This window comes from Streptomyces sp. FIT100 (assembly GCF_024584805.1).
Classification (GTDB): domain Bacteria; phylum Actinomycetota; class Actinomycetes; order Streptomycetales; family Streptomycetaceae; genus Streptomyces.
On record NZ_CP075715.1, the window covers coordinates 1,379,137 to 1,406,123 of the forward strand.

Annotated in this window: 24 protein-coding genes and 1 pseudogene; 10 read left to right on the forward strand and 15 right to left on the reverse strand. The window is 70.8% G+C overall.

Annotation, left to right across the window (positions count from 1 at the left end; translation table 11 throughout):
* Positions 1–3: 3 nt before the first annotated feature.
* A complete protein-coding gene (locus KK483_RS05960; protein ID WP_262004161.1) occupies positions 4–1,011 on the reverse strand; it encodes a hypothetical protein in 1,008 nt (335 codons plus the stop codon).
* A gap of 295 nt (positions 1,012–1,306) precedes the next feature.
* Between KK483_RS05960 and KK483_RS05965 the strand changes: the two genes are divergently transcribed.
* Positions 1,307–2,899 (forward strand): alkaline phosphatase, encoded by a 1,593-nt coding sequence (locus tag KK483_RS05965; RefSeq protein WP_262004162.1) that lies wholly within the window; start codon positions 1,307–1,309, stop codon positions 2,897–2,899.
* A gap of 137 nt (positions 2,900–3,036) precedes the next feature.
* Here the strand turns inward: KK483_RS05965 and KK483_RS05970 are convergent, their stop codons facing one another.
* Together KK483_RS05970 and KK483_RS05975 are read right to left on the reverse strand one after the other, a co-directional pair.
* Entirely contained in the window at positions 3,037–3,942 is a 906-nt protein-coding gene (locus KK483_RS05970) for an oxidoreductase (protein ID WP_262004163.1), read from the reverse strand.
* A gap of 80 nt (positions 3,943–4,022) precedes the next feature.
* On the reverse strand, positions 4,023–4,709 hold the full coding sequence (locus KK483_RS05975) for a response regulator (RefSeq protein ID WP_262004164.1): 687 nt from the start codon (positions 4,707–4,709) through the stop codon (positions 4,023–4,025).
* A gap of 162 nt (positions 4,710–4,871) precedes the next feature.
* Here KK483_RS05975 and KK483_RS05980 point away from each other — a divergent pair, with 162 nt between their 5' ends.
* The 3 genes from KK483_RS05980 to KK483_RS05990 are packed head-to-tail and all read left to right on the forward strand — an operon-like array spanning position 4,872 to position 7,888.
* On the forward strand, positions 4,872–5,855 hold the full coding sequence (locus tag KK483_RS05980) for a tripartite tricarboxylate transporter substrate binding protein (protein ID WP_262004165.1): 984 nt from the start codon (positions 4,872–4,874) through the stop codon (positions 5,853–5,855).
* Positions 5,852–6,397: a tripartite tricarboxylate transporter TctB family protein gene (locus KK483_RS05985; protein WP_262004166.1), complete on the forward strand. Its 546-nt coding sequence runs from the start codon at positions 5,852–5,854 to the stop codon at positions 6,395–6,397. Before KK483_RS05980 ends, KK483_RS05985 begins: the two co-directional genes overlap by 4 nt.
* Before the next feature lie 3 nt (positions 6,398–6,400).
* Complete coding sequence (locus KK483_RS05990; RefSeq protein WP_262004167.1) at positions 6,401–7,888, forward strand: tripartite tricarboxylate transporter permease; 1,488 nt, start codon at positions 6,401–6,403, stop codon at positions 7,886–7,888.
* Here the strand turns inward: KK483_RS05990 and KK483_RS05995 are convergent.
* Both KK483_RS05995 and KK483_RS06000 read right to left on the reverse strand, forming a co-directional pair.
* Positions 7,869–8,402 (reverse strand): DUF402 domain-containing protein, encoded by a 534-nt coding sequence (locus KK483_RS05995; RefSeq protein ID WP_262004168.1) that lies wholly within the window; start codon positions 8,400–8,402, stop codon positions 7,869–7,871. The two genes, KK483_RS05990 and KK483_RS05995, sit on opposite strands and share 20 nt — an antisense overlap.
* Positions 8,383–9,311: pseudogene (locus tag KK483_RS06000) on the reverse strand (GNAT family N-acetyltransferase). Before KK483_RS06000 ends, KK483_RS05995 begins: the two are co-directional and overlap by 20 nt.
* Positions 9,312–9,394: 83 nt before the next feature.
* Between KK483_RS06000 and KK483_RS06005 the strand changes: the two are divergent.
* Complete coding sequence (locus KK483_RS06005) at positions 9,395–9,769, forward strand: GntR family transcriptional regulator (RefSeq protein WP_262004169.1); 375 nt, start codon at positions 9,395–9,397, stop codon at positions 9,767–9,769.
* 22 nt (positions 9,770–9,791) lie between these two features.
* Here the strand turns inward: KK483_RS06005 and KK483_RS06010 are convergent, their stop codons facing one another.
* The 3 genes from KK483_RS06010 to KK483_RS06020 form a co-directional block, all read right to left on the reverse strand.
* Entirely contained in the window at positions 9,792–10,628 is an 837-nt protein-coding gene (locus KK483_RS06010) for a glutaminyl-peptide cyclotransferase (RefSeq protein WP_262004170.1), read from the reverse strand.
* A 2-nt stretch (positions 10,629–10,630) separates the two neighbouring features.
* Complete coding sequence (locus tag KK483_RS06015; protein ID WP_262004171.1) at positions 10,631–12,112, reverse strand: polysaccharide biosynthesis tyrosine autokinase; 1,482 nt, start codon at positions 12,110–12,112, stop codon at positions 10,631–10,633.
* 120 nt (positions 12,113–12,232) lie between these two features.
* On the reverse strand, positions 12,233–13,501 hold the full coding sequence (locus tag KK483_RS06020) for a nucleotide sugar dehydrogenase (RefSeq protein WP_262004172.1): 1,269 nt from the start codon (positions 13,499–13,501) through the stop codon (positions 12,233–12,235).
* Positions 13,502–13,757: 256 nt separating this feature from the next.
* On the opposite strand from KK483_RS06020, the gene KK483_RS06025 reads away from it, so the two are divergent.
* Together KK483_RS06025 and KK483_RS06030 are read left to right on the forward strand one after the other, a co-directional pair.
* Positions 13,758–14,765: an NAD(P)-dependent oxidoreductase gene (locus KK483_RS06025; RefSeq protein ID WP_262004173.1), complete on the forward strand. Its 1,008-nt coding sequence runs from the start codon at positions 13,758–13,760 to the stop codon at positions 14,763–14,765.
* The gene (locus KK483_RS06030) at positions 14,753–15,829 is read left to right on the forward strand and encodes an MraY family glycosyltransferase (RefSeq protein WP_262004174.1); all 1,077 of its coding nucleotides are present in this window, start codon (positions 14,753–14,755) and stop codon (positions 15,827–15,829) included. Before KK483_RS06025 ends, KK483_RS06030 begins: the two co-directional genes overlap by 13 nt.
* On the opposite strand, the gene KK483_RS06035 is transcribed toward KK483_RS06030, so the two are convergent.
* Positions 15,793–16,761 carry an NAD-dependent epimerase/dehydratase family protein gene (locus KK483_RS06035; protein ID WP_262004175.1) on the reverse strand — a complete coding sequence of 323 codons (969 nt, stop codon included), beginning with the start codon at positions 16,759–16,761 and terminating at the stop codon, positions 15,793–15,795. The two genes, KK483_RS06030 and KK483_RS06035, sit on opposite strands and share 37 nt — an antisense overlap.
* 6 nt (positions 16,762–16,767) lie before the next feature.
* A complete protein-coding gene (locus KK483_RS06040) occupies positions 16,768–17,967 on the reverse strand; it encodes a glycosyltransferase (protein ID WP_262004176.1) in 1,200 nt (399 codons plus the stop codon).
* 109 nt (positions 17,968–18,076) lie between these two features.
* Here KK483_RS06040 and KK483_RS06045 point away from each other — a divergent pair, with 109 nt between their 5' ends.
* The gene (locus KK483_RS06045) at positions 18,077–18,928 is read left to right on the forward strand and encodes a class I SAM-dependent methyltransferase (RefSeq protein WP_262004177.1); all 852 of its coding nucleotides are present in this window, start codon (positions 18,077–18,079) and stop codon (positions 18,926–18,928) included.
* A gap of 33 nt (positions 18,929–18,961) precedes the next feature.
* On the opposite strand, the gene KK483_RS35280 is transcribed toward KK483_RS06045, so the two are convergent.
* Positions 18,962–19,483 (reverse strand): acyltransferase, encoded by a 522-nt coding sequence (locus tag KK483_RS35280; RefSeq protein ID WP_313878311.1) that lies wholly within the window; start codon positions 19,481–19,483, stop codon positions 18,962–18,964.
* Between the two features lie 29 nt (positions 19,484–19,512).
* Positions 19,513–20,034 carry a DapH/DapD/GlmU-related protein gene (locus KK483_RS06055; RefSeq protein WP_262004178.1) on the reverse strand — a complete coding sequence of 174 codons (522 nt, stop codon included), beginning with the start codon at positions 20,032–20,034 and terminating at the stop codon, positions 19,513–19,515.
* Between the two features lie 305 nt (positions 20,035–20,339).
* Between KK483_RS06055 and KK483_RS06060 the strand changes: the two genes are divergently transcribed.
* Together KK483_RS06060 and KK483_RS06065 are read left to right on the forward strand one after the other, a co-directional pair.
* Entirely contained in the window at positions 20,340–21,440 is a 1,101-nt protein-coding gene (locus KK483_RS06060) for a glycosyltransferase (RefSeq protein WP_262004179.1), read from the forward strand.
* A 48-nt stretch (positions 21,441–21,488) separates the two neighbouring features.
* On the forward strand, positions 21,489–22,793 hold the full coding sequence (locus KK483_RS06065; protein ID WP_262004180.1) for a lipopolysaccharide biosynthesis protein: 1,305 nt from the start codon (positions 21,489–21,491) through the stop codon (positions 22,791–22,793).
* A gap of 16 nt (positions 22,794–22,809) precedes the next feature.
* Here KK483_RS06065 and KK483_RS06070 read toward each other — a convergent pair whose 3' ends face one another.
* From KK483_RS06070 to asnB, 3 genes are read right to left on the reverse strand one after another with little or no spacing between them, the layout of a single operon-like run.
* The gene (locus KK483_RS06070; RefSeq protein WP_262004181.1) at positions 22,810–23,652 is read right to left on the reverse strand and encodes a bifunctional 2-polyprenyl-6-hydroxyphenol methylase/3-demethylubiquinol 3-O-methyltransferase UbiG; all 843 of its coding nucleotides are present in this window, start codon (positions 23,650–23,652) and stop codon (positions 22,810–22,812) included.
* Positions 23,653–24,939, reverse strand: coding sequence for an O-antigen ligase (locus KK483_RS06075; protein WP_262004182.1), 1,287 nt, complete (start codon positions 24,937–24,939; stop codon positions 23,653–23,655).
* Complete coding sequence (gene asnB, locus KK483_RS06080) at positions 24,936–26,846, reverse strand: asparagine synthase (glutamine-hydrolyzing) (RefSeq protein WP_262004183.1); 1,911 nt, start codon at positions 26,844–26,846, stop codon at positions 24,936–24,938. The genes KK483_RS06075 and asnB overlap by 4 nt, the downstream gene beginning before the upstream one ends.
* Positions 26,847–26,987 lie beyond the last annotated feature (141 nt).

The following is a 26,987-nucleotide window of genomic DNA, read 5'->3' on the forward strand; positions in this document are numbered from 1 at the left end:
CCGCTACTCCTGGACGAACTCGCCCGGGCCGAGGACCTTGCCGACCTCGGTTCGCGGGTCGGTGATATTCCCGAAGGGGACGGAGAAGCGGAACACCTTCTCATTGTCCCGGCTGATGCCCCACAGCGCGGAGTGCGGTCCGGCGTCCTCCCAGGCGATGCCCTGTCCCTCGATGCCCGGCAGGGCGACGGTCGCCACGTGCTCCAGCACGGAGCCCGCGCGCGGCAGCTTCATCACATAAGTCTCGGGCAGGTCGTGACCGGTGAGGTACAGACGGCCGTCGGGGCCCCAGGAGCCGCCGGAGTTGCTCATGGGCTTGAACTTGTCGAGGATCGGCTTGGGGATGGTCCAGGACTCGACGACCTGGAAGTCGTCGTCCATCTTGACGACCTTGGTGTTGTACGTCTCGCCGTACGGAGTGCCCGGCTTGTCCTTGCGCTCCTTGTCGTAGTTGGCGAACGCCGCCCACCAGGCGCCGTCGTGACGGTCCAGCCAGGTCAGGGAGCCGCGGTCGATGCCGAAGCTGTGGCTGCCGATGTGGCGCATGGTGCGGGTGTCGAAGATCTCGATCGAGCTCTCCATGGGCCAGCCCGAGTAGTTCGAGTGGGCGGCGTAGAGCCTGTCGCCGATCACGGCTCCGCTGTCGAAGTGCACGAACGGGCCGTCCTCGCGCCCGGCGAACTGGAGCAGCGGCTTGCCGGTGGCGCGGTCGTGCTTGGTGATGGTGCTGTCGCTGACGGCGTAGAAGTACTTCCGGTCGACGGCGACGCCCTGGCGCGCGTCGAAGGCGTCGTACGACGCGGTGGCCGCGGCGTCGAAGCCGGGGACCTCCGCGACGGCGGGCTGGAGGGCCGCCTGCTGCGCGGGGGCCGCCGGGTCGGAGGCCGGGACCGATGCCTGGGCGGAGCCGAGGGCGGCGACGCTCAGCGCGAGCGCGGCGGCGGCCGCGGCCAGCACGGCGGGGGTCTTGGCGCGCCGGATGCGCGCCGCGGGCGTGAGGCGGTTGGTCATGGTCAGCCTTCTCGGGAGGTTCGGTTGCCGGCGCATCAGCCTGCGCCCCCTCCCGTCCGTCACGGCGAACGTTGCTCGTCGCATCTGTGAAACACCCGTGAACAGGACCCCGGAGCGGCCTCCCCGACTGAAACGATGCACCACTTGCCCCTCTGAGGTGCCGTCACGGCGCTTGTCCTGACTCGACGGAGGGGTCCCGCGACCGACCTGAATCGTTCAACCTGCGGTCACATCCGGTTGCCTCGGCATGGAGAGCGTGGCGGAGCCCCATCCGTCGATTGGTCTGGAGCTCTCCGTGACTGAATCCCTTTCCCGGCGCCGTCTGCTCGGCGCCGCCGCCGTTGCTGCCGCAAGCGTCGGTCTCGGCGCCCCCGCGGCCGCGGCCGCCACCACCGGCACCTCGCCCTCGTACACGTCCGCCCGGCCGTCCCTCCCCTCGGGCCTGTTCACGCTCGGCGTCGCCTCCGGCGACCCGCTGCCGACGTCCACCGTGCTGTGGACCCGGCTCGCGCCGGACCCGATCGCCGGGGGCGGCATGCCCGAGCAGGCCGTCGAGGTGCAGTGGGAGGTCGCGACCGACGAGCGGTTCCGCCGTGTGGTGCGCCGGGGCAGCGAGTACGCGCGCCCCGAGTCCGGCCATAGCATCCATGTCGACCCGCAGGGACTGCGTCCGGACACCGAGTACTTCTACCGCTTCCGGGCCGGCGGCACCGGTGGCGAGATATCGCCGGTCGGCCGCACCCGCACCGCGCCCGCCGCCGGCTCCCGCGCCGGCTCGCTGCGCTTCGCGTTCGCCTCCTGCCAGAACTTCTCGGCGGGCTACTTCCACCTCTACCGCGACCTCGTCCAGCAGGACGTCGCGTTCGTCGCCTTCCTCGGCGACTACATCTACGAGTCGGCACCCGTCGCCACCTCCCTCCGCGTCCACGAGGGCACCGGCGAGCCGTACTCGCTGGTCAACTACCGCAACCGGTACGCCCAGTACCGCACCGACCCCGACCTCCAGGCCGGGCACGCCGCCGCGCCGTGGATCGTCACGCTCGACGACCACGAGATCGACAACAACTGGGCCGACGACATTCCGCAGGACCCGGCCAACCAGACGCCGGAAGCCTTCCGCGCCCGCCGTATCGCCGCGTTCCAGGCCTGGTACGAGCACATGCCCGTGCGCCGCACCTCCCGGCCCAACGGCCCGGACATGCAGGTCTTCCGCCGCTTCGACTTCGGCGACCTCGCCCGCGTGCACGTCCTGGACACCCGCCAGTACCGCAGCGACCAGGTCGCCACGATCGCCGAGGCCGAGGACCCCTCGCGCACCCTGCTCGGCGAGCGGCAGGAGAAGTGGCTGGACGCCGGGCTGGTGAGCGGCGGGCAGAAGTGGAACCTGCTCGCCAACCAGACGCAGGTCGCCACCAACGACCGCACCGCGGGCGAGGTCGACTCCTTCGACCTCGACAACTGGGACGGCTACCGTGCCAGCCGCCGCAAGCTGATGGACACCTTCGCCTCGCCCCGCGTGGCCAACCCGGTCGTCCTGACCGGCGACCGCCACTCCACGTTCATCATGAACCTGGAGCGCAACCCCGAGCAGCAGGGCACCGCGGTCGTCGGCGCCGAGCTGTGCGGCACCTCGATCACCTCGGGCGGTGACATCCCGCCGTCCTCGCAGCAGCAGTTCCACACCACGTACGACCCGATCGCCGCCGAGTCGCCGCACTGGCGCTACTGGGACAACCGGCGCGGCTACATCCTCTGCGACGTCAGCCGCGACCGCATGGAGTCCACGCTGCGCTCCACGGAGGTCGTGACCAAGCAGGAGGGCGCGCCGGTCATCCCCGCCGCGCGCTTCGTGACCGAGTCCGGGCGCCGTGGCGTGACGGTCGCCTGACGCTCATGACCCCGGTCTGACCCCTCACGAAGGTGGTCGGAGGCGACGTGCCCGCGCACCGCGCCGGCGCGTCGCCTCCGCCGCCCGCGCCTCGGACACCGTCGCGACAGCGCCCCGTTCGACGGCGCGCGGCTCCGTCATGCCGCGTCCTGGAGCAGCGAGGCGAGCAGTTCCCTCTCCTGCGGCGAGAGCCGCAGGGCACCGGCCGCCACGTTCTGCGCCAGGTGGTCCGGGTTGCCAGTGCCGGGAATGGCCAGGACATGGGGGCCGCGCTGGAGGGTCCAGGCCAACCGGATCTGGGCCGGGGTCGCGTCGTGGGCCCGGGCGACGGCGAGGACCTCCTCACGGTCGCCCGCGGTCGCGCCCGCTTCGCGGCCTTCGCCCGCGATGGCGAAGAACGGCACGAAGGCGATGCCCTGCTCTCCGCACGCGCGCAGGAAGGCATCGTCCTCGCGGCCGGCGCCGACACCGTAGCGGTTCTGGACGCAGACCACCGGAGCGACGGTCCGGGCCTCGGCGAGCTGCTCGGGTGTGACGTTGGAGACGCCGAGGTGGCGGACGAGACCGGCGTCGCGGAGCTCGGCCAGCGCGCCGAAGTGCTCGGCGATCGATCCGGAGCCGTTCTTGGCGCGGAAGTTCACCAGGTCGAGGTGGTCGCGGCCGAGCTGGCGCAGGTTCTCCTCGACCTGGCCGCGCAGTTGGTCCGGCCGTGCCCACAGCCACGTACCGGAGGGGTCGCGGCCCGGACCGACCTTGGTGGCGATGACGAGGTCGTCGGGGTACGGCGCCAGGGCCCGGTTGATGAGTTCGTTGGCGGAGCGCAGCGACGAGAAGTAGAAGGCGGCCGTGTCGATGTGGTTGACGCCGAATTCGTCGACCGCGCGGCGCAGCACGCCGATCGAGCGGTCACGGTCGCTCGGGGCACCGAGGTCGAAGGCGGCGCTGCCCGTCAGACGCATCGCGCCGAAGCCCAGCCGGTTGACGGTCAGGTCGCCGAGTTCCCAGGTGCCCGCGGCCGCGCTGGTGATCTTCTCCGAGGTCATCGGCGGAGTCTTCCACAGGGCCGCGGGAGCGTGCGCCGCCGGTCTCGGCCGATCCGCAGGTCTCAGCCGATCCGCAGGTCTCAGCCGATCCGCCGGTACCGTCGCTCCGGCCGTCCCGTCCCCCCGTACCGGAGTGTGACCTCCGCGCGCCCCGTCTCCGCGAAGTACTCCAGGTAGCGGCGGGCGCTGACCCGGGAGAGGGAGCCGGCTTCGGCGCACTCGGTGGCGGACAGCCCCTCCGGGTGGGCGCCGAGGATGCGGTCGACGAGCTCTGCGGTGTGGGCGGCGAGGCCCTTCGGCAGCTCGCGGGAGCCGGGCGGGCGGGCGCCGAAGAGCTGGTCGACGTCCTCCTGGCGGGCCTCGTCGAGGCCGTCGAGGCGGGCCCGCATCGACGCCACGTGGCGCAGCTGTTCCTGGAGCGCGGCCTGGCTGAAGGGCTTGATCAGATAGTGCAGGGCGCCCGCGCGCAGCGCCGAGCGGATCGTGCCGGCGTCGCGGGCGGCCGTGATGAACAGGACGTCGGCGGGCTGCCGGTCCGTGTCGCACTGCTCCGCGGCACGAAGTTCGCGCAGCACACCAAGCCCGTCCATGTCGGGCAGATACACATCGAGCAGTACCAGATCGGGACGGAGGCGCTCCGCGGCGCGCAGCGCTTCGGCGCCGCTGTGGGCCACACCGACCACCGTGAACCCGGTCATGGCGGACACATAGCGGCCGTGCAGCTTGGCGACCATGAAGTCGTCGTCCACCACCAGAACCCTTGTCACGCGGCCACGCTATGCGCCGACCACAACGACCACAACGTCCGTTGATTCCGGAAGAGAGACAGCTTCTTAACACGCAGGCAACATGTGGGCCACCTCACTCGTCCCCCCATTCCCCGGCTCAGCCCGAAAGCTCGAAGCCCGAATGCTCGAAAGGCGGCTCACGTGCGACTGCGCACCCCCATCGCCCTGCTCGGGGCGGCGCTGCTGGTGCTCGTGGGGCCGCCGCTGCTCACCCCCGGCAGCGGCGCCGACACCGGCACGCAGATCCCCGGCCTGCGCTTCATGGTCCCCAACACTCCCGGCGGCGGATACGACATCACCGCCCGCACCGCGGCCAAGAACGCCGAGGACGCGGGGCTCACCCACAACATCGAGGTGTTCAACCTCCCCGGCGCGGGCGGCACCGTCGGCCTCGCCCGGCTCGTCGGCGAGCACGGCAACGGCCGTCTCGCGATGTCCATGGGCCTCGGGGTCGTCGGCGCCGTCCACACCAACAAGTCCCCCAAGACCCTCGCCGACACCACCCCCATCGCCCGGCTCACGGAGGAGCAGGACATCGTGGTGGTCGCGAAGGACTCGCCGTACCGGACCATCCAGGACCTGCTCGCGGCGTGGAAGGAGAACCCGGGCAAGCTGCCCGTCGGCGGCGGCTCGTCGCCCGGCGGGCCCGACCATCTCGCCCCCATGCTCATGGCGCAGGCGGCCGGTATCGCCCCGAAGTCGGTCAACTACGTCCCCTTCGACGGCGGCGGCGAACTGCTCGCCTCGATCCTCGGCAACAAGGTCGCCTTCGGCGTCTCGGGTGTCGGCGAGTACCTCGACCAGATCGAGTCCGGGGAGCTGCGGCTGCTCGCCGTGACCGGAGCGCAGCGGGTGCCGGGCCTCGACGCGCCCACCCTCCGCGAAGCCGGGCTCGACACGGACTTCACCAACTGGCGCGGCATTGTCGCCCCGCCCGGCCTCTCCGACGCCGAGCGCGACAAGCTCGTCGGCCTCGTCGAGAAGCTGCACGACTCGAAGCAGTGGCGGGACTCGATGAAGAAGAACGGCTGGAGCGACGCCTTTCTGACCGGCGAGGCGTTCGGCGACTTCCTCGACGGCCAGGACCGGCGCGTCGACTCCGTACTGAAGGAGCTGGGGCTGTGACCACTCCCACCACGGTGGACACCCCCACCACGCCCGAGGAGCCCCGCCGCGCCGGCTGGCTGCGCGAGCACTCCGAACTCGACGTCAGCGTCCTGCTGTTCCTCATCGGCGTACTCGTCCTCACCGACGCGCTGACCATGGACGTCGACATCGCCCAGCGCGGCCCCGTCGGCCCGACGACCGTCCCCCTCGTCGTCGGCGCCGGACTGCTGGTCGTGGCCGTGCTGCTGGCGGTCGACGTCCTGCGCGGCGGCCGCGGCGAGGCGGAGGGCGGCGAGGACATCGACCTGTCCGAGCCCGGCGACTGGCGTACGGTCCTCCTCCTCGCCGGGGTCTTCCTCGGCAACGCCGTCCTCATCGGCCCGCTCGGCTTCCCGGTCTCCGGGGCACTGCTCTTCTGGGGCTCGGCGTACGCGCTCGGCAGCCGGCACCACCACCGGGACCCGCTGATCGCCGCCGCGCTCTCCGTCATCACCTTCTTCGTCTTCAACAACCTGCTCGGGGTTCCGCTGCCCGGCGGCCCGCTGATGGGGGTGCTCTAGCCGATGGACTCGCTCAACTCCCTTCTCGACGGCTTCGGGACCGCGCTGACCCCGCTCAACCTGCTCTGGGCGGCGCTCGGTGTGCTGCTCGGCACGGCGATCGGCGTCCTGCCCGGCATCGGCCCGGCGATGGCGGTGGCGCTGCTGCTGCCCGTGACGTACGGGCTCGAACCGACCGGCGCCTTCATCATGTTCGCGGGCATCTACTACGGCGCGATGTTCGGCGGATCCACCACCTCCATCCTGCTCAACACGCCCGGTGAGAGCGCCGCGGTCGTCGCCGCGATGGAGGGCAACCCGATGGCGAAGGCGGGCCGCGGGGCCCAGGCGCTCGCCGCGGCCGCCGTCGGCCACTTCGCGGGCGGCATGATCGGCACGATCCTGCTGGTCGCGCTCGCCCCGACGGTCGCCGCGCTCGCCGTGGACATCGGCGCGCCCGACTACTTCGCCATCATGGTGCTGGCCTTCATCGCGGTGACGTCGGTGCTCGGCTCCTCCCGGATCCGCGGGCTCGCCTCGCTGCTCATCGGGCTGACGCTGGGCCTGGTGGGCCTCGACCAGATGACCGGGCAGCAGCGGCTCACCTTCGGCTCGCTTCAGCTCGCCGACGGCATCGACATCGTCATCGTCGCGGTCGGTCTCTTCGCGATCGGCGAGGCGCTGTGGGTCGCGGCCCATCTGCGGCGCTCGACCAGCCAGGCGATCCCGGTCGGCCGGCCCTGGCTGGGCAGGGCCGATGTGCGGCGCACCTGGAAGTCGTGGCTGCGCGGACCGGTCATCGGCTTCCCGTTCGGCGCGATCCCCGCGGGCGGCGCGGAGATCCCGACGTTCCTGTCGTACGTCACCGAGAAGCGGCTGTCCAAGCACAAGGACGAGTTCGGCAAGGGCGCCATCGAGGGTGTCGCCGGGCCCGAGTCGGCGGCCTCGGCCTCCGCGGCGGGCACGCTCGTCTCGATGCTGACGCTGGGTCTGCCGACCACCGCCGTGGCGGCCGTGATGCTGGCCGCGTTCCAGCAGTACGGCATCCAGCCGGGCCCGCTGCTCTTCGAGCGCGAACCCGAGCTGGTCTGGGGCCTCATCGCCTCGCTCTTCGTGGGCATGGTGCTGCTGCTCGCGCTGAATCTGCCGCTCGCGCCGCTGTGGGCGAAGCTGCTGCGCATCCCGCGGCCGTACCTCTACGCGGGGATCCTCTTCTTCGCCGCCGTCGGCGCCTACGCGGTGGGCGGGGAGGCGCTGGACCTCGTCACGCTGCTGATCATCGGGCTGATCGGGTTCGGGATGCGCCGGTACGGGCTTCCGGTGCTGCCCGCGGTCATCGGGGTCATCCTCGGCCCGGCCGCCGAGCAGCAGCTGCGGCGTGCGCTGCAGATCAGCGACGGCAGCGTGGCCGGCCTGGTCGACACCCCGTTCTCGGTGACCGTGTACGCGGTGATCGCGCTGCTGCTGGCGTGGCCGTGGCTGAAGCGGCTGGTCACGCGAGCAGCGCGCTGAACCGGCCGGCGCGGGCGAGGAGTTCGAGGGCGTCCAGGGCGCGCTCGGCCTCCTCGGCCGCGCGGGGGTCGGTCCGTGCGAGGCCGCTCGCGGCGAACTCGTCCTCGTCCAGGCGCAGGATCTCCGTACCGTCCCCCGACACCCACAGATCGAGGTCGAGGTCCTCGACGACCACCTCGGAGCCGTGGACGGACGCGGGCCGGGTGATGTCGCAGTACGAGCCCTTGAGGCTGCCGTCGCCCGCCCGCACCTCCTTCACCGCGTACCACCGGTCGCGCCAGTAGTGCTCCGTGAAGACGTCGCCAGGCTCGAAGCGCACGAAGCCGAAGTCCCGTACGCCCTCGCCCGCCCAGGGCGCGCGCACGGTGATGCGGGTGCCGTCGTCCCGGACGACATAGGCCGGGGTGGGGGTACCTCCCACGCCCGAAGGGCTGTGGGGGAGGATCTTCGTCCGGCCGGCCTTCACCAGGACGACGTCGACCCGCCGGCCCCGCTCAGCCGAGCTCGCGGACATACCGCACCTCGGTCGCGCAGATCTCGTAACCGAACCACTTGTTGATGGCCAGCATCGGGCCGTTGTCCGTGTCGTTGCCCGTGAACGCCTCGGTGAGGCCGGCGGCGCGGGCGCGGTGCAGCGAGTCGTTCTTGGCGAGCTTGGCCAGGCCCCGGCCCCGGTGGGCGCGGGCGGTGCCGGTCATCGCCGTGCCGTAGCGGTTGCTGCCGTCGGTACGGGCCGCGCTGAACGCCGCCGGACGACCGTCGACCAGCGCCACCGTGGTCAGTTCGCGGCTGAGCAGCGGATGGTTCCAGGTCTGGTCCAGCCAGTGCTCGTAGTCGGTCATCTCCGTGTCCACATCGCTCGGCTCGTCGGCCGTCGTCTCGGCGTCGAGCCCGAACAGCGGGCGCGGGTCGTCCTCGAACGCCGTACCGGGGACGAGCTCGACTCCGGCCGGCGGCTCCTGGAGCGGCGGCAGCGCGCCGGTTGCCAGGTCGAGGCGGAGGAAGTGCGCCGAGCGGCTGGACCGGTAGCCGTGCCACTCGGCGAAGGCACGGTTCGCGGGCGCGTCCGCACCCACGAGTACACGGTGGTGGCCCCCGCATCGGCCAGGTATTCCTCGGCGGTCCGCACGATCAGTGCACCGGCGCCGCGGCGCTGCCGGTCGGGGTGCACATACACATTGGCGTACCCGACACCGGGGTCGGGGCTGTCGTGGGCGATGCCCACCTGGGCCGTGCCGACGAGCTCGCCCTCCTCGAAGGCGGCGAACTGCCGGTAGTGGCTCTCCGGATGGGCATGGGCGGCGTCGAAGGCCACCGACTCGGCGCTGGCCAGCATGAAGGGCAGGGCCGCCCGTCGCACCCGGGCGAAGCCCTCGGCATCGTCGGGGTCCCCGGGCCGCAGCGCACGCACAGTCAACGTCATGGGCGGCGACGCTACGCGCGCACCCGGCGCGGTCGCCTCCCATTTTCCGGCTGCGGCGGGCGGCGGTGAGGGACAATCGGCCGGTGACCCTGAAGATCGTCATCGACACGGACTCCGCCACGGCTCCGTACGAGCAGCTGCGCGCCCAGATCTCCCGCCAGGCCCGCTCCGGCACACTGCCCGTCGGCTACAAGCTGCCGACGGTACGGGGCCTCGCGGAGCAGCTCGGCCTCGCCGCCAACACGGTCGCCAAGGCGTACCGCGCGCTGGAGGGCGACGGCGTGATCGAGACCCGCGGCCGCCACGGCACCTTCGTCGCCGCCGCGGGCGAGGCGGCGGACCGCCGGGCCGCGACGGCCGCCCAGTCCTACGCCGAACAGGTCCAGCGCCTCGGCCTGTCCCGCGAGGACGCGACGGCGGCGGTGGAGGACGCGCTGCGGGCGGCGTACGGGAAGTGACCGCGCGGCCCGGCGCCGCCGCTCACTCCGCGGGGACGAACGCGACCCGGAACATCTTCGGCCACCACTTGCCGGTCAGCAGGAACTGATCGGTTCCGGGAACGGCGGCGATGCCGTTCAGGACGTCCGCACGGCGGCGTTCGGCCGCGCTGAGGAGGGGCGGGACGGCGATGTCGCCGGTCACCCGGCCGGAGTCGGCGTCGATGCGGACGATCCGGTCGGCGGACCAGATGTTGGCGTAGACGGCGTCGCCGACGCATTCCAGTTCGTTGAGCCGCTCCACCGGGCGGCCGTGGGCGGTGACGGCGATCTCGCCCGTCCTCCTGAGCGTCCTCGGGTCGCGGAGCACGAGCTGGGAGGAGCCGTCGCTCGTCACCAGCCGGCCGCGGCGGGGCTGGTGGCACGCCCCCCAGCCCTCGCCCTGGTAGGGGACCCTGCGCAGCTCGGCCAACGTCCTGGCGTCCCGTTGGATCGCGACGCCGTTCTGCCAGGTGAGCTGCCAGAGCGTCGGCCCCGTCACGGTGAGTCCTTCGCCGAACAGCGGCGCGGGCAGCGCGGCCCGGCGCGCGGGCGGGGCGCCGGGCCGGCCCGCGGTGACCGCGGACCGGCCGGCGATGCCGCTGCTCTCGTAGAGCATGCCGTGGGCCATCTCCAGGCCCTGGGTGAACGCCTTCGGATCGTGCGGCAGGGTCTCCAGGACCTCGACCCGCAGCCGCTCGACCCGGGCGGTCGCCTGACCGGGTGTGCCGCGCCCGTGGTCCTTCGTGCCGCCGCCTGCGCCCCAGGTGCCGACGAGCATCGCCCCCGCGAGGGCGACGACGGCCGCCGAGGCCACGAACCCGAGCCGTACGGCCGCCACGGCTACGGTCGGGTCTTGGCCGACACCGGGGCCGTACGCCCGGCCGCGGACGCTCCCCGGCGGGGGACCACCGACGCCAGGCGCGTCGACACGAGCGCCGTGAGCCGGGGCGACCGCTCCGGCTTCGGCTGGTACCGGTAGGTGTAGCCGTGCGCCGTGCCCTCGCCGCGCACCGGGGCGTCGTTCAGGACGGCGCCGAGCACGGGGACGTTGACGCGTTCGAGGATGCGCAGGGTGTCGGTGACCTGGCTCCTGCCGGTCCGCCCCGCGCGGGCCACCAGCAGATAGCCGTCGATGGCTTGTGCCAGCGCCGGGGTGTCCGCGAAGGGGAGCACCGGCGCGGTGTCCAGCACCACGTGGTCGAACTGCTCGGCGAGCTCCGCCACCAGGGACCCGAACTGGCTGCTGCCGAGCAGCTGCGTGGGGTTGGGGGGGATCATGCCGCTGCTGAGCACGGAGAACGAACCCGCCGACTGGAGGACGTCCCGCACATCGGCCTTGCCCACGAGCGCCGTCGTCAGACCGGCGTCCCTGACCAGGCCGAGGGCGGCGGCGACGGAGGGGCGGCGCAGATCGCAGTCGACGAGGCAGACCGTGGCGCCTTCCTCGGCCAGGGTGGCGGCCAGGTTGACCGACACGCTGCTCTTGCCCTCGCGCGGCAGCGGGCTGGTGACGGCGATGACCCTCGGCCGCCGGTCCACCTCCGCGAACTGCAGGTTGACCCGGAGTTTGCGGAAGCCCTCCGCCCGTGGACTGTGGGTGTCGTCGTGCAGGGAGACCGGGCGCCGTGAGGCCCGCGCGTCGTGGACGATGCTGGACAGCACCGGTGGTCCGCCGGCGGCGGCCAGGCATTCGCCCAGGGCCTTGGAGTCGCGCATCGAGGTGTCCACCTTCTCCAGCGCGGCGCCCAGGCCCAGCCCGAGGGCGAGTCCGACGGCCAGCCCGAGCCCGACGTTGAGCGTGGTCCTCGGGGACGACGGGACGGTGGGCACAGCCGCCGGCTGGGTGACGGTGAGGCGCACGGGGGACTCGCTGAGGTCCCCGTCGGGGCTCTCCAGCTGCCTGATCACCTCGGCGAAGCGTTCGGCGACGGCGTTGCTGATCTGTGCCGCGCGCTTCGCCCGGGTGTCGGTGACGGTCAGGCGGATCAGCACGGTGTTGAGCGGGGCCTCGGCCGTGATCCGCTCGGCCAGTTCGTTCGGTTTGACCTTCAGCCGGAGGGCCTTCACGACCGGCTCGGTCACCTCGGGGCTGGCCACGATGTCGGCGTAGGACTGGACTCTCGCCTGGGTGAACGAGTTGCCCTGGTTGAGCTGTGAGGTGTCGTCACCGCCCTGGAGCGAGGTGAAGAGCGTGGTCGTCGCCCGGTACTCGCGCGTGGCGGCATGGCTGGTGAAGAAGCCGGTCGCCGTCCCCAGCAGGGCCACCAGGGCGATGATGCGCCATCGGCGGGAAAGGACTCGTAGGTAGTCGCGCAGATCCAACGTCTTCCCCGATCGAAGCGAATGAATGGAAGATCACCCTAGGGCCATACTTGGACTTTTCCGTACACGGCATGCGGGATCCGACGTTCCGTACCCTCGGCTGCGTGCAGGGCCGCCTCATCAGAGGCGCTCGGCCGCTCCCCCGCGGCAGCGGTTGCAGGCGTCGAAGACGTAGTCGGCGACGCGCTCCACCATCTCGTAGTCGAACGCGTCGTGATCGGTGACGACCACGACGGCGTCGGCCGCCGCGACCTGCTCCTCGGTGAGCTCGACGCACAGGATGTCCGGGGGCAGCTGCGAGGGGTCGACGTGCGGTTCCACGGCGAGGACGTGCGCACCGAGTTTCTGGAGCCCCTGGGCCACGGCGACGGACGGCGATTCCCGGATGTCGCCGGTGTTCCTCTTGTAGGCCAGTCCGAGCACCAGGACCTGGCTGCCGTTGACCGGCTTGCGGCGGGTGTTCAAGCCCCTGGCCACGCGCAGGACCACATGGTCGGGCATATGGCTGTTGATGTCGTTCGCCAGTGCCACGAAACGGAATTCGTGCTGCAAAGCCTGCTTGACCTGCCAGGAGAGATACGACGGATCAATGGGCAGGCAATGGCCGCCGACACCGGGCCCGGGCAGAAAGCGCATGTAGCCGAAAGGCTTCGTGGACGCGGCGTCGATGACTTCCCAGATGTCGATGCCGAGCGGCCGGCAGAACATCGCGAGTTCGTTGACGAGGGCGATGTTGACATGACGGAACGTGTTCTCCAGGAGCTTCGTCAGCTCGGCCGTACGCGGTGAACTCACCGGAACGGTACGGTCCACGATGCCGCCGTAGAATTCCTCGACATGCTTCAGTGACACCTCGTCGACTCCGGAGACCACCTTGGGCGTGTTCTCAAGACGCCATTTCCGGTTTCCCGGGTCGATCCGTTCCGGACTGTATCCGAGGAAGAAATCCTTGCCGGCCCGAAGACCGCTGTGCGCCTCCAGGATCGGCGACACCACATGTTCCGTAGTGCACGGGTACGTGGTGGATTCCAGGATCACCGTGGCGTTCGGCCTCAGATGCCGGGCGACCGCCTGCGCCGCGCTTTCCACGAAACTCAGGTCGGGCGCGCCGTCCTTGAGCGGCGTGGGCACCGTGATGACGCAGATGTCGAATTCCGCGGCGTCCGCGTAGTCCGTGCTCAGGTGGTAGCGGCCCGAGTTCAGGGCGGCGAGCAGCCGTGGCGACGGCACGTCCTCGGCGAACGACTCACCTGCGGCCAGGCGCTTCACGCGCAGCTCGTCCAGGTCGAGGCCCACGACCCGGTGCCCCGCCTCGACCACCCGTACGGCCAGGGGAAGTCCCACGTACCCCTGTCCGACGACGACCACTTTCCTTGCTGCAACCGACACGACCTGGCTCCTCTCGCCTGCCCAGCCGAAGGTTCCTGTGGAATACGCGTCATGCATGCCAGGCATCACACGTGGTGCACCTGCTGAGTGACATGACTTCAGGCGAACAGAGTCATGCCGCCCTCCCCGCAGCGGGGCAATCGGGCTAACCGCTCCATCGCTTCGCTCCATTCGCTGCGCCCGCGGTTATCGTGACCATGCGTCGCCGGTGCACTTGACCCTGGCAATGCCCCACCCACAGACACGGAGTGACGGCGTGACAGACCATCCGAAGTTCCTGGTTACCGGCGGAGCCGGCTTTATCGGCTCCCATCTCGTCGACGCGCTGCTGGCCCGTGGTGAGCCGGTCGTCGTACTCGACGACCTGAGCACCGGGCGCATGGAAAACCTTTCCCGCGCACGCCGCCACGGCCGTTTCCGGTTCGTCCACGGATCCGTCCTCGATGCCTCACTCGTCGATGAATTGGCAAGTGGCTGCGACCGGATCGTTCACCTGGCGGCCGCTGTCGGGGTGAAACTCATCGTGGAACAGCCGCTGAAGTCCTTCACCGTGAACACCAAGGGCACCGAGACGGTCATCGAGGCCGCTCACCGCCATTCCCGTCCGGTCCTGATCGCCAGCACGTCGGAGATCTACGGAAAGAACTCCTCCGGACCGCTGAACGAGACATCCGACCGCATTCTCGGAAGTCCGTCCGTCTCTCGCTGGTCCTACAGCACGGCGAAAGCGGTGGACGAGATCCTCGCCGAGCTGTACCGCCGCGAGTACGGACTCAACTCCACCATTGTGCGCTTCTTCAACACGGTCGGCCCGCGGCAGAGCCCCGCGTACGGCATGGTGATCCCGAGGTTCGCCCGTCAGGCAGTACGGGGAGAGCCGCTCACGGTCTACGGCACCGGGCAGCAGCAGCGCTGCTTCCTCCACGTCACCGACGTGGTCGACGCGCTCCTCTCCCTGATCGACCGTCCGGAGTCGCAGGGGGAGACCTTCAACATCGGCAGCGACGAGGAGATCAGCATCGTCGACCTCGCCGCGCGGGTCATCAGCAGCGCGAAGAGCACCTCCGCCGTCCAGTGCGTCCCCTACAGCGCCGCGTACGGACCGGGGTTCGAGGACATGGAGCGGCGCGTCCCCGACACCACGAAGCTGAGGGCCTTCACCGGCTGGCGGCCGCGGCGGAACCTCGACGACGTGCTGGCGGACGCCGTGGCGGACGCGCGCAGGGAGGAGCGGATGGTGGTGGCGGGCCCGTGTCCGGCCTGAGCCCCTGGCTTCCGGCGGCACTGGCGGGGCTGCTCGCCCTCTGTGCCGCCGCGCTGCTGACCGAGCCACTGCGCCGCCTCGCACTGTCGCGCGGCTACACGGACCAGCCCGGCGCCCGCAAGGTGCACGTGCGTCCCACCCCGTACCTCGGCGGCATGGCCGTCGCGCTCGCCACCCTGGGTGGCGCGGGCGTGGTGGCGTTCGCGATGGGCGGGGGCGACACCTCGCTCGGGGTCGTCCTCGGCTGCACCGCGGTGGTCGCCGTACTCGGCCTGGTCGACGACCTGCGCCAGCTCAGCATCCGCGTCCGGCTGTCCGTCGAGGCGGCGGCGGCCCTGACCGTCGTCCTGTGGTGCGGCCATCCCGTGCTCTTCGGCAACTGGTTCGACACGGTGATCGCGGTGCTGTGGATCCTCTTCACCACCAACGCGTTCAACCTGCTCGACAACATGGACGGCGTGGTCTCCACGGTGACCGCCGTCATCGCGGGCTTCCTCTGCTGCGCCGCCCTCCACGCGGGCCTCGCCGGCACCGCCGCGGTCACCGCCGCCCTGGCAGGGGCCTGCGCGGGGTTCCTGTTCCACAACTGGCATCCGGCGCGGATCTTCCTCGGCGACGCGGGCGCGCTGTTCGTGGGCTTCCTGGTGGCGTGCGCCAACATGACCGTGCACAAGGACAGCACCGCCCTCTCCGGCTACGGCAGTCTGCTGCTGATCACCCTGGTGGTCATCGCCGACACCGGCCTGGTGATGGTCGCGCGGCGCAGGGAGGGCCGGCCCGTCCTGGAGGGCGGCAAGGACCACATCGCCCACCGTCTGCGCCGCCTCGGACTGACGGTCCGCCAGGTGGCCGCCGCCATCGGGGCCTTCGCGGCCCTCACGAGCCTGACGGCCGTCCTGGTCATGTTCCGGGTCCTGCCGCAGTCCGTCGTGCTGATCACCGTCGTCGCCGTGACCGCCGCCGTCTGGCTCCGGCTCCTGCGGGTCCCCGTGTACGAGGCGGTCGCGGACGAGCAGCCCGAGGGGCGTCAGGGCGCGGTGACGGCGGCGAGCGGTCCCGCGTAGTCGGGCAGGGTGCGGAACCAGTCCACCGTCTGCGCGAGTCCTTCCGCCAGCGGGACCTGCGCGACATCGGGGAAGAGCTCGCGCAGCCGGCCGTCCGCCGCCTGGGAGTGGCGGACGTCCCCCGCCCTCGGGTCCTCGTGCCGCACGTCGGCCGGCACCCCGGTGATGTCCGAGAGCTGCCGTACGAGGTCGAGCAGGGACACCCGGGTGCCGAAGGCCAGGTTCACCGGACCGGCGTAGGAGACCTTGCGCAGGACCGCGTCGGCCAGCACCCGCACGACCGTTCCGACGTAGGTGAAGTCCCGTGTCTGCTGCCCGTCGCCGAAGATCCGCACGGGTTCGCCGCGCAGCATCGCGTCGATGAAGGCCGGGACCACGGCGGCGTAGGCGTGTCCGGCCGGCTGGAGCGGCCCGTAGACGTTGAAGAACCGGAACGCCAGGACCGGGAGACCGAACGAGGCGCCGTAGGCGAGGGCGTACGACTCGGTAGCGAGCTTGCTCGCGGCATAGGGGCTCAGCGGCCTGGTCGGCAGCTCCTCGTGCTTGGGCAGCGCCTCGGTGGCCCCGTAGACCGACGAGGAGGAGGCGACGACGACCGGTACGTTCCCGCGCCTGCACGCCTCCAGGACGTTGACCGTGCCGGTGGCGTTGGCGTGGTGGCTGGCGACCGGGTCCTTCAGCGACCGCGGGACGGACGGGCGGGCGGCGAGGTGCACCACGGCGTCCGCCTGGGACACCACGCGGTCGACGAGGGCGGGGTCGAGGATGCTGCCCTGGATCAGATCCACGTCATCCTCCCCCGCGAGATTGGCAGCGGATCCCGTGCTCAGGTCGTCCAGGGCCGCCACCCCGCCCACGTCGGGACGGGACGCGAGCTCACGGCACAGGTTGGCGCCGATGAACCCGGCACCTCCGGTCACAACGACGTTCATCACTGCTCACCTTTCGGACGGTGTTGCGGTCCACCAGCCGCGGCTGACGGCGATGGAGGTGTAGAGGGCCTGTGTGTCGGCCACCAGGCGCTCCTCGCCGAAGCGGCTGGTCGTGTACGCACGGGCCCGGGCCCCCATCTCGCGGCGCAGCGCCGGGTCGCGCAGCAGGGTCACCGTGTGGCGGGCGAGGTCCGCGGTCCGCGGGGCGGCCAGCAGCCCCGTCGCGCCGTCCTGTACGACCTCGGCGACGCTGCCGACCTCGGTGGCGACGGCGGGCAGTCCGGCGAGGCCGGCCTCGATGAGGCTGACCGGCATGCCCTCGTTGTCGGAGGTCAGCAACACCAGGTCGGAGGCGGCGTAGACCGTCTCCACGTCGGCGCGCCAGCCCAGCAGATGGAGCCGGTCGCCGAGTTCGGCGGCGATGTCCGGGTCCGGCCGCAGGTCGCCGGCCCCGCACACCACGAAGTGGGCTTCCGGTACGGCCCGGTGCACCTCGCGGGCGACGGCGAGGAGCCGGTCGGGACGCTTGATCGCGGTGACGCGGCCCACATACGCGACGACGGGGCGGCCTTCGGGGATGCCGAGGATGCTCCTGGCCTGAGCGGGGTGCGCCGCGGGGGCGAGTCGGGTGCCGGGCGGAACGACCGTGTACTGGCCGGGCTTTCCGATGCCTGCGGCGACGAGGTCGTCGCGGACCCGGCCGCCGACGGCGACGAGCCGGTCCGTGAGGCTGGCGAGCCCGCGTTCGGCCCGGATCACGGCCCTGGTCTTCGCCGGGGAGAAGTATCCGTGCAGGAGATGGCCGTGAAAGGTGTGCACCCTTGAGGGCACTCGGGCCAGCACTGCGGCGGTGCGGCCGAGTGCGCCGGCTTTCGCCGTGTGGGTATGGACGATGTGGGGCCGGAACCGGCGCATGACGGCGACGAGTTCGGCGAGGCAGCGGGCGTCGTCCCCTGGCCGTACGGCCCGGCCCAGGCCGTTCACGCGGTGAACGGGCAGATCCGGCGCCCGCTCCTCCAGATGGTCCGCCTCGTCCGGACCCACGTATCCCGCGAAGAGCCGGTGGTCGAATTGCTCGGGACTCAGCCCCCGCAGAAGCGCCGACACCTGAACGGCCGGTCCGCCGATGTTCATTCGTGTGATCACTCGCATCACACGAAGGCGACGAATACCCGAGACGGTGGCCCGGTACGTGGCGGTCGACATGGACCAGATACTAGGTGGCGTACGTTGAAGTATTCGTCAAGGGCGCGACGCAATAAGCCTGGGCGTTTCACGCCCTGCTCACACTTTGCCGCATGTACAGTACGGCAGCATGAGCATCTCACTGGCGCCGAAAAGCCTCACACATCAGCACCTTTTGGCGGCGGTGAACACCGAGCTGTCCCGTCGGACAGGGTGCGGAACTGTTCGAATTCTCGACGTGGGATGCGGCAAGGGGGACCTCATCGCGTTTCTCCAGGCCGGGTTGACCGACCTGAACCCCGGAGCGGACATCGAGGTCCACGGATTCGACGTCACCGACACCTTGGCGGAATACCCGGAATTCCCCGGCTCGACCGTGGACCGGCTGGAGGGGCTGGTGCCCGGTGTCCCGTGGGCCGAGCGCATTATGTCCGTGTCCCAGCACGAGGCCTGGCCGTATCCGGACGGGGCGTTCGACATCGTGGTGTCGAACCAGGTGCTGGAGCACGTTGTCAGCCTCCCCCCGTTCTTCGCTCAGCTCAGCCGCGTGCTCGGCCCTGGCGGTTCCTCGATGCATGTGTTCCCGTTGCGGAACGCACTGTGCGACGGTCACGTCCTCATGCCGCTCATTCACCGCGTGCGCGGCCATGAGCAACGTGCGGCAATGGCACGCATGTGGAGACAGATGAGGGTGGGAAACAACAGGTCCGGGGACGTCCGGGAAACAGCCGAGCGCATCTCGACCTATCTGCACCTGGGTACGACCTACCGGCACTTCGAGGAATTCTCGAAGGAGTCGAAGCATGCAGGACTGAAGCTTTCGTACCGGTACACGCAAGAGCTCTACCAGCAGAAGATCTCGGCCATGCTCGGTCGCGGCGCCCTGGCGGGCTACCGTCGCTCCAGGCGTGCCGTGATCGACTGGCTGGCTTTCTGCGCGCTGCGCCATGTCTCGTCCATCACCCTGGTTCTCGAGAAATAGCGCAGCCGTCGGCCCGGGATTCGCCCGGGTTCATCACGCCCGCTCACGAGCCCGGATCATCCTGGCCGGATTCCCTGCGACGACCACTTCGGGCGGGACGTCCTTCGTCACCACGCTGCCCGCACCCACGGCGGCCCCCCGCCCGATGGTCACGCCCGGCAGAATCGTCACCCGGGCACCCAGGAAGACGTCCTCCTCCACGACGATGTCGGCGGACACCGGGGCGTGGTCACAGAACTTCTCCCCCACTTTGGGCACGGGATGGTCCCCCGTGATGAACAGGCACTCCGGCCCCATCGACAGATGCGCGCCCAAGGAAACGGCGCCCGGGCCGAGGAATCTGGCGCCCTCCCCGATTCCCGCATACCGCCCCATTCGCAAGGTCGGCGGCAGGGATACGCCCGCGAGGATCATCACCGGCAGTTCCACATCCGCGCAGATCTTGTACGCGCACCAGGCACGCAGCCGTGACGCGCCGGGGATGCGCCAATGCAGCCGCCGGCCGACCAGCCTGTAGAAGCAACGCACACCCCAGACCGCGAGCCGGTTCTTCATTTCGGCGTTCCTTCCGTCGACACTCCGGTTCACGCCTGCTCGCGAGCGCGGACGATTCTCGCCGGGTTTCCGGCGACGACCACTTCGGGCGGGACGTCCTTCGTCACCACGCTGCCCGCTCCGACGGCGGCGCCCCGGCCGATGGTCACGCCCGGCAGAATCGTCACCCGGGCGCCGAGGAAGACGTCCTCCTCCACGACGATGTCGGCGTGCACCGGGGCGTGGTCACGGAAGCTTCCGCCTGCTCTGGGCACGGGATGGTCTCCCGTGATGAACAGGCACTCCGGCCCCATCGTCAGATGCGCGCCCAGGGAGACCGAGCCGAGGCCGAGGAACATGGTGCCCTGCCCGATTCCTGCGTGCCGGCCCATCCGCAGGGTCGGCGGCAACGACACCATGGCGTTGATGTTGACGGGCAACTGCACGTCTGCGCAGATGTTGTGGGCGCACCAGGCACGCAGCCGTGAGGCGCCGGGGGTGCGCCAGTGCAACCGCTGGCACACCAGCTTGTAGAAGCAACGGACACCCCAGACCATGAGCCGGTTCTTCATTTCGGCTTCCTTCCGTCCCTCGCGGGTGTGCCGACGGCCATTGCGCCGTGGAGCCGGAGAGCGGCGGGGGTCCGGGGCGGCGACGCGGTGACGAGATCGGCTCGTCTCAGGTCTGACACGCGAATACGGCGGCCGTCAAAGCCGCGGTCGCGATCAGCACGGGCATAGACTAAACCACGACATACCCGATTAACACTGAATAGCGGGTTATGCCCTATATGCGCATGATGGATCACACACAAGCACCACTCGCCCCCTCCGCCGAGGACGCATACGCGCCCCAATCCCTCAGCCGGGTATGCCTGTTGATCGGTCAGCTCGGGCTCGGGGGCGCGGAGAAGCAGCTCGTCCTGCTTGCCCGCGGTCTGAGCGAGCGCGGGATCCGTACCCATCTGCTGGTCCTGTTCCACAGGGGCCCGAGGGAGGCGGAGCTGGAGGGCTCGGGAGTGGTCCTGGAGGATCTCGGATTCCAGCGCGTGACGTTGAGTCGGAAGTCGCTCATGTGCAACGCCCGCGCCTTCGCCCGCCTCCTGGTCCTCTTGAGGAAGGAAAGGCCTCAGGTCGTGCAGGCTTTCCTGCTGCACTCCTACGTGCTAGCCGCCCCCGCCGCCCGGCTGGCGCGCGTACCCGTCGTGGTGGCGGGCCGGCGGAGCCTCGGCTTCTTCAAGCGCGGGCACCGGGTGGCGCTCGCTCTGGAGCGGCTGGCGACGCGGTGGACGGATCTGCTCGTCGCCAACGCGCAGGCGGTCGCCGACGACGTCCGGCGAGACGAGGGCGTGCCCGACTGCAAGCTCACGGTCGTCCCCAATGGGATGCCCGACAAGGAGTTCGAGCTCGCCCCGCCCGCCGAGGTCGACACTGCGCTGCCCGTCGTGCTGTGCGTGGCCAATCTCGCGGACCACAAAGGGCACCGGTACCTCCTGGAAGCGTGCGCGGAGTTGCGGCACGGAGGTCAGCCGTGCACCCTCGTCCTGATCGGGGACGGTGCCGAACGCCACGCACTGGAAGGGCTCGCCGCCCGCCTGGGGATCGACGTGCGTTTCCTCGGCTTCCGTACCGATGTCGCCGGGTTCCTGGCCCGAGCGGACGTGGTCGTCCTGCCGTCCCTGTACGAAGGGTCCAGCAACGCCGTGATGGAAGCCATGGCGGCGGGGCGGCCCGTGGTGGCCACCGCGGTGGGCGGCACGCCGGAACTCCTTCAGGACGGACGGGGGGTGCTGGTCGCCCCCGCCGACCCGACCGCCCTGGCCGACGGTCTCCGGTCGGTGCTCGGTGACCGGGAAGCCGCTGCCGGCCTGGGACGGCGGGCACGCGAGTGGGCCCTCGCCAACCTCACCGCCGACGTCATGGTCGACCGGTACGTGACGCTCTACCACAAGCTGCTGGAGCGCCGATTCACTGCGTAACGGGAGGCGCGTCCCGGCGGCGAACGGCCCGTAAGGAGATCCGGCGCCATGGCTGACAGCAGACTGCAGTTCGTCCGGATGATCGCGGCCCGCGCCGGCGCCCTCGTCATGGGTGTCGTGGCCAGTGTCATCATCGCCAGGGCACTGCCGCCCGAGGGGCGTGGTACGTACTACATGGCGGTCACCGTCGGCACCGCCGCGATGGCCCTCGGCCATCTCTCCGTCGAGCAGGCGCAGACGGCCATGTGGTCGGACAAGGCCAGTCGGGCCTCCCTGGAGGGCAACAGCGTTCCGCTCGGCCTGATCGTCGGCGCCGGGGCCGCCCTCGCGGCGATGGTGGCGGCGGCGGTGTTCCAGGGGTACGCCAACATGCCGGATCTGTGGCTCCTGGCCACGGCCTGTGCGGGGGTGCCACTGGGCGTGGGGGTGCTGTACGCGAGCAATATCGCCGTACTGCGCGACCGCCCCCATGTAGCGGCGCTGGCCCCGCTGGCGGGCGCGGTCGTCCAGTGCTCGTGCCTGGCGGCGGTCGGTCTCACCGGCCACCTCACCGTGTACACGGTCGTCGTCGTCTGGTCCGTTTCACTCGCGGTGTCCCTGGCCGTACTCATCGGTGCGGGCGGAGTCACCGTCGGCCGGCCGCGCATGGGCCTCGCGAGGACGACCTGCGGCAAGGGGCTGCGGCTGCACGCCGGTTCGGCCGCCTCGTATCTGCTGCTCCGGTCGGACGTGTTCCTGCTCAACGCGCTGGCGGGTCCGCGCGCGGTCGGCATCTACACGCTCGCGGTCACCCTCGCGGAGCTGAGCCGCCTCGCCGTCGACGTGGTCGCCCAGATCACGCTGCCCCGTCAGTTCGGCCGGGACGTGGACGAGTCGGCGGCCGTCGCGGCGCGGACGGTACGGCTCATGGTGCTGCTGGGCGCGGTGTCCGCGCTCACGATGGTGGTCGCGGTGTCCGTACTGATCACACCGGTGTACGGAGCCGCATACGCGGAGGCGGCCGCCTTCGTCGCCTGGCTGGTCCCCGGCATCCTGCTGCTGTCGGCCGGCCGGCCCGTGGCCACCTTCCTGCTGCGCTTCCGCTCCCCGTGGTTCGTGGTGCTGCCGTCGCTCACCGCCCTGGCGGTGAACATCGGGCTCAACACGGTGCTGATCCCCGCGTGGGGCGGCGTCGGCTGCGCGATCGCCTCGACGGCCGCCTACACGGCGCTGGTCGCGGTGCAGGTGACGTCCTTCGTCCGGATGACCGGAATCCCGTGGCGGCAGCTGCTCCCGACCGCCTCCGACACCGCGCAGATCACGGGTCGACTGAGGCGCCGCCCCAAGGAACTGGGCATGGGCCGGGCCCAGTGAGGGCCCGGACCCCGCATCACCCCTCGGCGCGACCGTCCAGGGCGAACACGAACTCGTTGCAGCCGAGCCCGCCCTTGCAGGTCTTGAGATGCCTGAGTTCGAAGCCTCGCTCACGGCAGAAGGAGAACACCTGCTCGGGCGTGGCGACCTCGAAGGGGTAGCCGCCCACCCAGTCCACGAGATCGTGCTTGCGTGACATCCCCCGGGGGCGGGGAACGGTTCCGCCGCCCGCCGTCCCGCCGCGGGCGAGCTTCGCCAGGACGTGCAGCGGATAGTTCCTGCCCAGGTAGAGCAGGCTGCCGGTCACCAGGACGCGGCGCCCGAGGGGACCCGACGCGTTGTACCGCCGCTTCACCCCGGTCCAGAGCCGGCTCTCCAGTCCCTGGTCGTTGTAGATGGAGATGAACAGCGTTCCGCCCGGGGCCACCAGTCCGCAGGCCGTGTCCATGGCCTTCCAGAGGGCGCCGGTGTGGTGCAGCACCCCCCAGGAGTAGACGATGTCGGCCGGCTCCTGCCGCTGGACGAAGTCCGGGTCCAGGACGGAGGCGCAGCAGACGCTCCAGTCGCTGTCCGGCGCGAACTCGGCGCGGAGCTTCTTGGTCGTCCTGACCGAGTCGGGGTCGTAGTCGAACGACCGGACCCGCGCCCCCATGCGCACGGCCGCCAGGGAGAAGAGGCCGCTCCCGCAGCCGATGTCGAGGAAGGTGCGGCCGCTGAGATCGGTGGTGCCCAGCGCCGCTTCGAGCGACTTCGTGGCGGAGGCGATGCGTGTCTCGTCGATCAGCTGCCCGAACTGGCGCCAGTTCCGCCCGAAGGCGAAACGGTGGCCCTGGCTGATCTCGGTCTCGCAGTCGGTCATTCAGGTCTTCCTTACGCTGAGGAGAGGGGTGGGCGAAGGGGTGGTGGTCGGCTGCGTGTGCCGGGGTTGAGCGAGCAGACAGCCCAGGCAGACCCAGAAGGGAGCGGTCACGATCACGTGGGTCAGGGTGTTCGCGAACAGCAGGCCCACCACGTAGGCCACTCCCATCGACTGGAGGATCGCCTGGTGCGGAGCGTGCCGCCGGGCGAGACCGAGCCACAGGAGCACCGCGAACAGCGCGAGCGCCCCGATCCCGGCCTCGACCGCCAGCCTCAGGAGGTCGTTGTGGGTGTTGATGTAGATGCCCAGCTCGGAGGAGGTACGGGCGTAGTCGGGGAAAGCGCCGTATCCGATGCCGCGCAGCGGGTGTTCGAGCGCCACTCGGGCGGCCAGCCACGCGGCCTGTTTGCGTACCTCGGTGTTGCTGGTGAGCTCCGTGGACGTCCGGCTCCCCGTCAGGTTCTCCCCCACCACGTCCAGCGTGCCCGGCAGGGCGAGGGCGACGCCGGCGAGGGACAGGGCGATGAGCACCTTGTGGCGCAGCGGACGGCCGACGAGGACGACACAGGCCAGGCCGGCGGCGACCATCAGGAACGTGCCCCGCGAGCGGGTCTGGAGGATCGCAGCGCCGCAGACCAGGGCCGGGAGCAGCCACAGCCAGGAGCGGTGGAGCCGGGCCAGTCCGGCCGCGGCGACGAGCGGGAGCGCCAGCATGGCCCCGGCGTAGTTGGGGTTCAGGCCGAGGCCCGTCAGCCGGTCGGCGGCGTACTCCCCGCGCAGCAGCAGGTATCCGGCGGCGCAGGCCCCCGCGATCGCGACGACCTGGGCGATCCGCAGGGGGTCCGCGGGCGCCGCCGCGGAGACCACGAGCAGCCCCAGAGCCACGAGCAGCAGGACGTACCCCTTCCACTGCCGTTCCACGGTCAGCGCCACCTGCGGCAGCAGATAACTGGCGGTCACCACGAAGGCCATGAGCACGATGACGACCAGGTCGGCGCGGACCCGCAGACCGCTCAGCACCACGGTACGGAGCAGCAGGAGCGCGACGACGCCGGTCACCAGCGCCACGGCTGCCGCACCGGTCGGATCGGCGACTGCGGCCACGGGGACAAGCGCGAGCAGCACCAGCAGCGCCAGGTCCGGGCGCGGCCACACCAGCAGGGTGAAGCAGGCCGCGACCGCCGCGGCGGCGGTCAGGGTGCCGTGGAACAGCACCAGGTACACGACGGCCGGGGCCGCGGCCAGCAGGCCCGTCCAGCCGAGGACGACGGCGAAGCGCGATCTCATTTCCCGCCCACCGGATCGGCCACGGGCGGTCCGGACAGGGGCTGGTCGACAAACCTGCGGTGCCAGAGCTCGAACTGCATCAGCGCCCACAGCTGCCTGGTGCGGTTCTCCCCGGCGTCGTGCTCGTCGAGCAGCGCCTGCACGGACTCCGGCCGGAAGAACCCCCGGGATCTGGCGGTCCGGTCGGTCAGGACGTCCCGGGCCACGTCCCTCAGCCCGGTGCGGAGCCACTGGCCGAGCGGCACCCCGAACCCCTGCTTCGGCCGGTGCAGCAGCTCGGGTGGCAGCCAGTCCTCCATGGCCTTCTTGAGGAGGTACTTGGTCGTTCCGCCGCGCACCTTCAGGTGGGCGGGCAGCCGTGCCGCCCACTCCATCAGCCGGTGGTCCAGGAACGGGGAGCGTGCCTCCAGCGAGTTGGCCATGGTCGTGATGTCCACCTTCGCCAGGAGGTCTCCGGGCAGGTACGTGTTCACGTCCACGTCCATCAGCCGGTTGACGAGGCTGTCCGCGCGCGAGGCGCGGAACGCCCGGTCCATCAGGGCGTAGCTGTCGGTTCCCGACAGTTCCCTGAGCAACTCGGCGCTGTAGACGGCGTGTTTCTCGTCCGTGGTGAAGTACGACATCAGCCAGGCGTAGCGGCGTTCGGGGCTCTTGCCGAGCATGCTGAGGGCGAGCCCGGCCCTGCGCCGGTACGCACCGGGCCGCTCGGTGTCGAGGAGCAGCCGCCCCAGGTGTCCGAAGGCCGGCTGTACGGCGCCGGGGACCCGGAAGCGTGCGGTGCGGGCCATGAGGGCGTAGCGGGTGTACCCGCCGAACGACTCGTCGCCCCCGTCCCCGTTCAGGGCGACGGTGACGTGCTGGCGGCTGAGCTTGGCCACGTAGAACGAGGGGATGGCGGAGGCGTCTGCGAAGGGTTCGTCGAAGTACCAGGCGAGCGTGGGCAGGATGTCGAGGGCCGAGGCGCCGACGACGAACTCGTGGTGGTCGGTGCCGTACCGCTGTGCCACCACCCGGGCGTGGACCCGCTCGTCGAAGCGGGCGTCGTCGAAGCCGACGGCGAAGGTCTTCACGGGCCCTTCGGCGACGCGCGCCATCGCGGCGACGACGGCGGAGGAGTCGATGCCGCCGGACAGGAACGCGCCGAGCGGCCGCTCGGACACCATCCGGACGCGGGTGGCGTCGAGAAGGAGTTCACGGGTCCGTTCGGCGGCCTCCCGCTCGTCGACGGGGCCGGCCGGGGCGAAGTCCGGGGTCCAGTAGCGTCGTACGCGCATCCGGCCGTCCTGCCAGGTGAGTACGTGTCCGGGCGGCAGTTTGCGGATGCCGCGGAAGATCGACCACGGCGCCGGGACGTACTGGTAGGTCAGGTAGTGGTGGAGCGCCACCAGGTCCACCTCGCGGCTCTCCGGAGCCACCGCGGTCAGCGCCTTGAGCTCGGAGGCGAACATCAGGGCCTCGCCGGTGGCCCGGTAGTACAGCGGCTTCTTTCCGACGCGGTCGCGCGCGAGCAGCAGACGCCGCTCCTTCGCGTCCCAGAGCGCGAAGGCGAACATGCCGCGCAGGTGGTGGACGAGCTCGTCACCGTGCTCCTCGTACAGGTGGACGAGGCATTCACTGTCGCTGCCGGTGCGGAAGGTGTGTCCGCGGCCGAGCAGTTCACGGCGGAGTTCGGCGAAGTTGTAGATCTCCCCGTTGAACACCGCGACCACGCTGCGGTCCTCGCTGTACACGGGCTGGTCGCCGCCGGCGACATCGATGATCGCGAGCCGGCGCATGCCGAGCGCGATGTGGTCGCCGGTGTGGAACCCGTCGCCGTCCGGCCCCCGGTGGGCGAGGATGCCGCACATCGTGGTGACCATCGCCGGGTCGGGAACGTCCGTCGTCGCGATTCCGGCTACGCCGCACATGTGCTGCCCTCCTGCGCTTCCCCGCACTCCATGGATGTGATGTCGGGCGGCGGTGTGCCCCGTGCCCTGTGTGCGCCTGACAGGCGGCACAATACCGGGACGATACCCGTGTAATCCGTACATAAGGTGCGACCCGCAGGT